The following is a 5954-nucleotide window of genomic DNA, read 5'->3' on the forward strand; positions in this document are numbered from 1 at the left end:
GCAGCACCACGTCCGGCGCGGCCTCCCGCACCGCCCGCACCGCCTCCCCGCCGGGCACCGCCGCCACCACCTCGATGTCCCGCGCGGCCCCCAGGATGTGCCGGAACCCCGTACGGATCAGGGCCTCGTCGTCGACCACCATCACCCGGATCACTCGCGCCCCCCGTCGCCGGTCCGTCGTGCTCCGCCCGTCCGCGGTCCGTCGCCGTTCCCCGTCGGTCACTTGTCCGCCGTTCGATGCGTACCACGGGACGGGGCCCGTGTCTGGGGTCCCGGGCGGTTTCCCGCTGCTCGGCGGGTGGGTGGCAGGCCGTTCGGCCGGGTCGCCACAGCCGTTCGGCCGGGGCGATTCCGGCCGTTCGGCGGACGGGCCGGACGGGGCCGGCCGCTCCGCGCCTGCGCCGCCCGGCCACGGAGGCGTGTCACTGTGGGCGCATGCGACGGCGACAGGGAGGCCGGCCACCCCGATGACCTCGAGCACCGGCACGCCCGCCTTCACCCTGGAGCAGGTCGCGGTACGGCGGGGCGGGAGAGCGCTGCTGTCCGCGGTCACCTGCCGGATCCCCGAGGCTGCGTGCACCGCGGTGGTGGGACCGAGCGGTGCGGGCAAGTCCACCCTGCTGCGCGTGCTGAACCGGCTGGAGGAACCCACCCGCGGCACCGTGGCCTACCGGGGCCGCCCGCTGACCGGCTGGGACGGACCGGCCCTGCGCCGCCAGGTCATCCTGGTCGGCCAGCGGCCCGTGCTGCTCACCGGCACCGTCCGGGACGAACTGCGGGTCGGCCGGCGGGAGCTGGACGGGGCACGGCTCACGGCGCTCCTGGAGCGGGTCCGGTTGCCCGCCGGCTACCTCGACCGCGCCACGGCGACCCTGTCCGGCGGCGAGGCGCAGCGGGTGTGCCTCGCCCGCGCCCTCGCCGTCGGACCGCGCGTCCTGCTGCTCGACGAGCCCACCTCGGCCCTGGACGCGACGGTGACGGCGGCCGTCGAACGCCTCGTCCGTGACCTGGCCGCCGACGGCCTGACCCTGGTCCTGGTCAGCCACGACACCGAGCAGGCCCGCCGCCTGTCCGATCTGGTGCTGGTTCTGCGGGACGGGCGGCTCGTCGAGCGGGGCCCGGCCCGGCGCGTGGACTACCTGGAGGAGGACGGGTGAGCGCCGCCGTCCCCGGCTGGCCGGGCGTGGCGGCGTCGGCGGCGCTGGTCGTCCTCACCCTCGCGGTCGCCCGGCGCGGCCGGCTCGGCCTGGGCCGTGACATCGCGGTCGCGGCCGTACGGGCCGCGTTCCAGCTCGCCGCCGTCGGCGCCGTCCTGCTGCTGGTCTTCCGCCACACGGGGCTCGCCGGGGCGCTCGGCTGGGTCGCCCTCATGGTCCTGGTGGCCGGCCGGGTGGCGGCCCGCCGCTCCGGCGGCCTGCCCGGGACGTACCGCACGGCGACCGCGGCGGTCGCCGTCGGCACCACCGCCTCGATGGGCACCCTGCTGGCCCTCGGGATCATCGCCACCGAGGCGCGCGTCGTCATCCCCGTCGGCGGCATGGTCGTGTCCGGCGCCATACAGGCCACGGACCTGGCTCTGACCCGGATCCACGACGAGGTCCGCACGGCCCGGCCGGCCGTCGAGGCCCGGCTCAGCCTCGGGCTCGCGGCCGGCGAGGCCTTCGCACCGCACCAGCGCGTCTCCGTGCGGACCGCGCTGCTCCCCGTGCTCGACTCGGCCAGGACCCTCGGCGTGATCGCCCTGCCGGGCGCCATGACCGGTCTCATCCTGGCCGGCGTCGACCCGCTCACCGCCATCCGCTACCAGATCGTGGTGACGTACATGCTGCTCGCCGCGGCCTGTCTCGCCGCCGTCGTCGCGGCACGGCTGACCGAGCGCGCCCTCTTCGACGACGCGCACCGGCTGCGACCGCTGCCCGAGGAGCGGGCTCCGTCGTGACGGGCCGGCGCGGCCGCTAGATCCGGCGTACGGGGGAGCCGGTGCCGTCGGCGGTGGTGGTGCCGCCCCGCGCGACCGTCTCGCCGCGGATGACGTCGGGCGTCTTCCGTTCCGCCCCGTCCCGGCGGACCGTGTCCTCGTCCTTCGCCGCCCGGGCCTCGGCCTTGAGGATGCGGGCCGACCTGCCCGCCGAACGGGTCAGGCCGGGCAGGCGCTTGATCGCGAGGACGACGATGACGACGACGAGGAGGATGGCGAGTTCGCTCAGTCCGAACACAGTAGATCCCGTTCTGTTCCCTGGCCCGGGCCGGACCCGGGGCCGAGCGTATCCGGTGCGGGTGAACGGCGGGAGACGGCGTGGTCGCCGCCCCGGTCCTACAGGTGGGGGGCGATGGCCGGGAGCAGGTCCTGGAAGGTACGGCCGGAGGCGGGTTCGCCGATGGCCTTCATCTGCCAGGCGCCGCCCGTGCGCTGCACCTTCGCCATGATCTGGGCGGTGTGGGCGCCGCCGCCGGTGAGCGTGTAGCGGGCGAGCTCCTCTCCCGTGGTCTCGTCGACCAGCCGGCAGAACGCGTTCTGCACCTCGGTGAAGGTCTGGCCGGTGAAGGAGTTCACGGTGAAGACGATCTGGTCGATGTGGGCGGGGACGCGCGCCAGGTCCACCAGGATGGTCTCGTCGTCGTCCCCGGCGCCCGCTCCGCCGGTGAGGTTGTCGCCGGTGTGCCGGACCGAGCCGTCGTCGCTGTTCAGGTGCTGGAAGAAGACGACGTCGGTCGGCTGCCCGGCTGCGAAGAGGACGGCCGAGGCGTCCAGGTCGATGGCGCCGCCACCGCCGGTGAGCTTGGCCAGGAAGCCCTTCTTGGCGGCGGCCTGCCAGCCGAGGCCCATCCGGACGGAGGTCAGCGCGCTGCCGTCGGACTTGCTCAGGCTGATCTGCTGGCCCTTGTTCAGGTTGATCGACATGCGGGTCTCCTCGGGTGTGGTGTCGACGGGTGTCGTTGTCGGATGGCTACCGCGGCGGGGACGAGGAGAGGAACGGGTCCTCCTCGATGTGCCGCCGCAGGTGGGGCAGCAGCCCGTGGTCCAGCAGGGCCTGGTGCCAGGCCAGGCGGGCCTGCTCCACGTGCTCGGCGGACGGCGGGCCCCCGTGTCGCCGTACGGCCGTGCCGACCAGCGCGACGAGGCCGGCGAGGGCGCTCACGGCCGCCACGAGGGCGAGTACCCAGCCCGCGGTGACCAGTGACCCGGGCAGTGCGTCCGGGGTGTCCGTGAGCTTCAGCGCGTAGCCGAGCAGGAGCAGGACCGCGGCGGACACCGCCGCCACGAGCGGCGTGAGCACCAGCAGCGCGGGCACCAGGGTGCCCTCGGAAGCGCGGTACCGCGGGGCGTCGTGGGCGGCCGAGCGGAGGGCGAGGTAGGCGTCGTACGCGTCACCGGCGGCGGCCGTGATCCCGTCGGTGTCCGCCAGTGCCCGGGCGCGCAGGCGTCCCGCCGCCCGGCCGGTGGGATCGGCGAGCAGGGCGCCGCGGACGTCCGCGGCGCCCAGCGCCAGGTCCAGTACGGCTTCGTAGTCCGCTCGGTCCTCGGGGTGAAGACGCGACGGGCCGGCCACAAGATCTCCAGGGTGGTTGCTGAGGCGGTCGCCGGGCCCGCCGTGTCGACGGCGGGCCCGGCGGCTCGGTCGTCCCGGGGGACGCCGGTGTCAGACGTTGACGCCGAAGTCGGCGGCGATCCCGGCCAGGCCGGAGGCGTAACCCTGGCCGACGGCGCGGAACTTCCACTCGGCGCCGTGCCGGTACAGCTCGCCGAAGACCATGGCGGTCTCGGTGGAGGCGTCCTCGGTCAGGTCGTAGCGGGCGATCTCGGTGCCGCCGTTCTGGTTGACGACGCGGATGAAAGCGTTGCGCACCTGGCCGAAGGACTGGTTGCGGTTGTCGGCGTCGTGGATGGAGACCGGGAAGACGATCCGGTCGACGTCCGCGGGTACGGCGGCAAGGTTCACCTTGATCGACTCGTCGTCGCCGTCGCCCTCACCGGTCAGGTTGTCGCCGGTGTGCTCGACCGAGCGGTCCGGGCTGGTGAGGTTGTTGTAGAAGACGAAGTGCTGGTCGGAGGGCACCTTGCCGGTGGCGTCGAGCAGCAGCGCGGAGGCGTCCAGGTCGAAGTCGGCGCCCGTCGTGGAGCGGACGTCCCAGCCCAGTCCGACGACGACCGCGGTCAGACCCGGGGCCTCCTTGCTGAGCGAGACGTTGCCGCCCTTGGACAGGGAAACACCCACTGCGTACTCCTTACTTCGCGTGTGCGGCCGGGGCCCTGGTCGCGGACCCGCGGCGGGATCTACAAAGAATCTACATGAATGTAGAAGATCGAGAAGGGGGCGTGGCCGTGCGCCCGGTCAGTCGCGGCTGTTGCCGAACAGCAGGCGGTACCCGATCAGCAGGACGAGCGCTCCGACGATCGCGGAACCCCAGGTGGCCGCGTCGAAGAACTCCCGCTGCACCGGCCGGTCCAGGAACGTCGCCGACAGCCAGCCGCCCAGGAAGGCCCCCGCGATGCCGATGACCGTCGTGCCGAGGCAACCGCCCGGATCGCGCCCGGGGAGGATGGCCTTGGCGATCGCTCCCGCGAGAAGTCCCAGCACCACCCATGCGATGACACCCATCTGTCCTGCCTCTCCATTCGTCCGTCCGCTGGGCCCGCGCCGTCGGGCGGGCGTCTCCGGGCAGCTTAGCTTCTACAATCGTGTAGAGGTTATGGTGAGGAACGTGCCGCCCGACAGGCCGGGGGCGCTTCGCCGCGGCGGGCGTCTATACGATGTCCGCTCGGGAAACGGACGGCGGCGGAAGGGAGACAGGGCATGACGGACCACCGGCAGGGTCCCCGGCGGCGGGGACACGGCGAGCTGGAGGCGCTGGTCCTGTCGGCCCTGCACGGGGCCGAGGGCCCCGCGACGGCCGGCTGGGTGCAGGAGCGCCTGGGCGGGGAGCTCGCCTACACGACGGTCATCACGATCCTGACCCGGCTGCTGGCCAAGGGCGCGGTCACCCGCGAACGGGCGGGCCGGTCGTTCGCCTGGACGCCCGCGTCGGACCAGGCGGGCCTGGCCGCGCACAAGATGCGCAAGGTGCTGGACGGCGAGCACGACCGGGAGGCGGTGCTGGCCAGCTTCGTCACCGGCCTCGGCCCCGACGACGAACGGCTGCTGCGCGAACTGCTGGGTCAGTCCCGCGGCGAAAGGGCAGACTGAAGCCTCATGGGGTGGTTCGTCTTTCTGCCGCTGGTCCTGCCGCTGACCGCCTGGCCGATCGCGCGGCTGGCCGAGCAGCACCTCGATCCGCGGGCCGCGACGAGACTGCTGACCGGCGTGGCCGCGGTCATGGCGCTCTGCAGCACGGTGTGCCTGGCGCTGGTCATGGTGGTCGGCACCGCGCAGCTGCCCGGCAACCCGCTGCCCGACGGCTGGTCGGATCCGGAGGTGCGGGCCGCGGTCCCCTACGACGAGGTGGCCGGCAAGGCGGCCATCCCCGCGCTGTTCCTGGTCCTCGTGGCCTGCGGCCGCACCCTGTGGCGGCACGCCGGGGTGCGCCGCCGGGCGCACCGGGCGCTGGCCGGACTGCCGGACACCCAGGTGGCGGTCCTCCCGGACGAGGTGCCGTACGCGTACGCGCTGCCCGGGGGGAGGCGGGACCGGGTGGTGGTCACCACGGCGCTGCTGGACTGTCTGGAGCCGGCCGAGCGGCGGGCGCTGTTCGCCCACGAGCGGGCGCACCTCACCGGCCGCCACCACCGCTACCTCCTGGCCGTCCAGCTGGCGGCCCGCGCCAACCCGTTCCTGCGTCCGCTGCGCACCGTCGTCGCGTACACCGCCGAGCGGTGGGCCGACGAGGAGGCGGCCCGGACCGTCGGCAGCCGCCGGACGGTGGCGTGCGCGATCGGCAAGGCCGCGCTGGTCTCCCGGGGCACCCCGGTGGCCACCCTGGCGGGCTTCGCCGCGCCGGGCCCGGTGCCGCGCCGG

General features: G+C 74.4%; 10 protein-coding genes. 4 read left to right on the plus strand and 6 right to left on the minus strand.

Annotated elements, in window-relative coordinates; translation table 11 throughout:
- The coding region (locus tag UW392_RS09750) for a response regulator transcription factor (protein ID WP_414495855.1) at positions 1 to 154 on the minus strand (154 nt) is incomplete at its 3' end.
- Between the two features lie 313 nt (positions 155 to 467).
- Here UW392_RS09750 and UW392_RS09755 point away from each other — a divergent pair.
- Both UW392_RS09755 and UW392_RS09760 read left to right on the plus strand, forming a co-directional pair.
- Positions 468 to 1157, plus strand: a complete 690-nt coding sequence (locus UW392_RS09755; protein WP_320774510.1) for an ATP-binding cassette domain-containing protein — start codon at positions 468 to 470, stop codon at positions 1155 to 1157.
- On the plus strand, positions 1154 to 1939 hold the full coding sequence (locus UW392_RS09760; RefSeq protein ID WP_320774511.1) for an ABC transporter permease: 786 nt from the start codon (positions 1154 to 1156) through the stop codon (positions 1937 to 1939). Before UW392_RS09755 ends, UW392_RS09760 begins: the two co-directional genes overlap by 4 nt.
- A 16-nt stretch (positions 1940 to 1955) precedes the next feature.
- Here the strand turns inward: UW392_RS09760 and UW392_RS09765 are convergent, their stop codons facing one another.
- The 5 genes from UW392_RS09765 to UW392_RS09785 form a co-directional block, all read right to left on the minus strand.
- The gene (locus UW392_RS09765; RefSeq protein ID WP_320774512.1) at positions 1956 to 2216 is read right to left on the minus strand and encodes a twin-arginine translocase TatA/TatE family subunit; all 261 of its coding nucleotides are present in this window, start codon (positions 2214 to 2216) and stop codon (positions 1956 to 1958) included.
- A gap of 98 nt (positions 2217 to 2314) precedes the next feature.
- The gene (locus UW392_RS09770; RefSeq protein WP_320774513.1) at positions 2315 to 2902 is read right to left on the minus strand and encodes a TerD family protein; all 588 of its coding nucleotides are present in this window, start codon (positions 2900 to 2902) and stop codon (positions 2315 to 2317) included.
- Positions 2903 to 2948: 46 nt separating this feature from the next.
- Positions 2949 to 3551 (minus strand): hypothetical protein, encoded by a 603-nt coding sequence (locus UW392_RS09775; RefSeq protein ID WP_320774514.1) that lies wholly within the window; start codon positions 3549 to 3551, stop codon positions 2949 to 2951.
- Between the two features lie 90 nt (positions 3552 to 3641).
- On the minus strand, positions 3642 to 4217 hold the full coding sequence (locus UW392_RS09780; RefSeq protein ID WP_320774515.1) for a TerD family protein: 576 nt from the start codon (positions 4215 to 4217) through the stop codon (positions 3642 to 3644).
- A gap of 117 nt (positions 4218 to 4334) precedes the next feature.
- Positions 4335 to 4601 carry a GlsB/YeaQ/YmgE family stress response membrane protein gene (locus tag UW392_RS09785; protein ID WP_320774516.1) on the minus strand — a complete coding sequence of 89 codons (267 nt, stop codon included), beginning with the start codon at positions 4599 to 4601 and terminating at the stop codon, positions 4335 to 4337.
- Between the two features lie 195 nt (positions 4602 to 4796).
- Here UW392_RS09785 and UW392_RS09790 point away from each other — a divergent pair, with 195 nt between their 5' ends.
- Entirely contained in the window at positions 4797 to 5186 is a 390-nt protein-coding gene (locus UW392_RS09790; RefSeq protein ID WP_320774517.1) for a BlaI/MecI/CopY family transcriptional regulator, read from the plus strand.
- A gap of 6 nt (positions 5187 to 5192) precedes the next feature.
- A partial coding sequence (locus UW392_RS09795) for a M56 family metallopeptidase (RefSeq protein WP_320774518.1) occupies positions 5193 to 5954 on the plus strand: 762 nt, incomplete at its 3' end.

The organism is Streptomyces sp. CRN 30 (assembly GCF_034105845.1).

Bases quoted from the DNA above. Each gene is read 5' to 3' on its own strand.
- UW392_RS09755 (WP_320774510.1), top strand. From the start codon at position 468: ATGACCTCGAGCACCGGCACGCCCGCCTTCACCCTGGAGCAGGTCGCG.
- UW392_RS09770 (WP_320774513.1), bottom strand. From the start codon at position 2,902: ATGTCGATCAACCTGAACAAGGGCCAGCAGATCAGCCTGAGCAAGTCC.
- UW392_RS09785 (WP_320774516.1), bottom strand. From the start codon at position 4,601: ATGGGTGTCATCGCATGGGTGGTGCTGGGACTTCTCGCGGGAGCGATC.
- UW392_RS09790 (WP_320774517.1), top strand. From the start codon at position 4,797: ATGACGGACCACCGGCAGGGTCCCCGGCGGCGGGGACACGGCGAGCTG.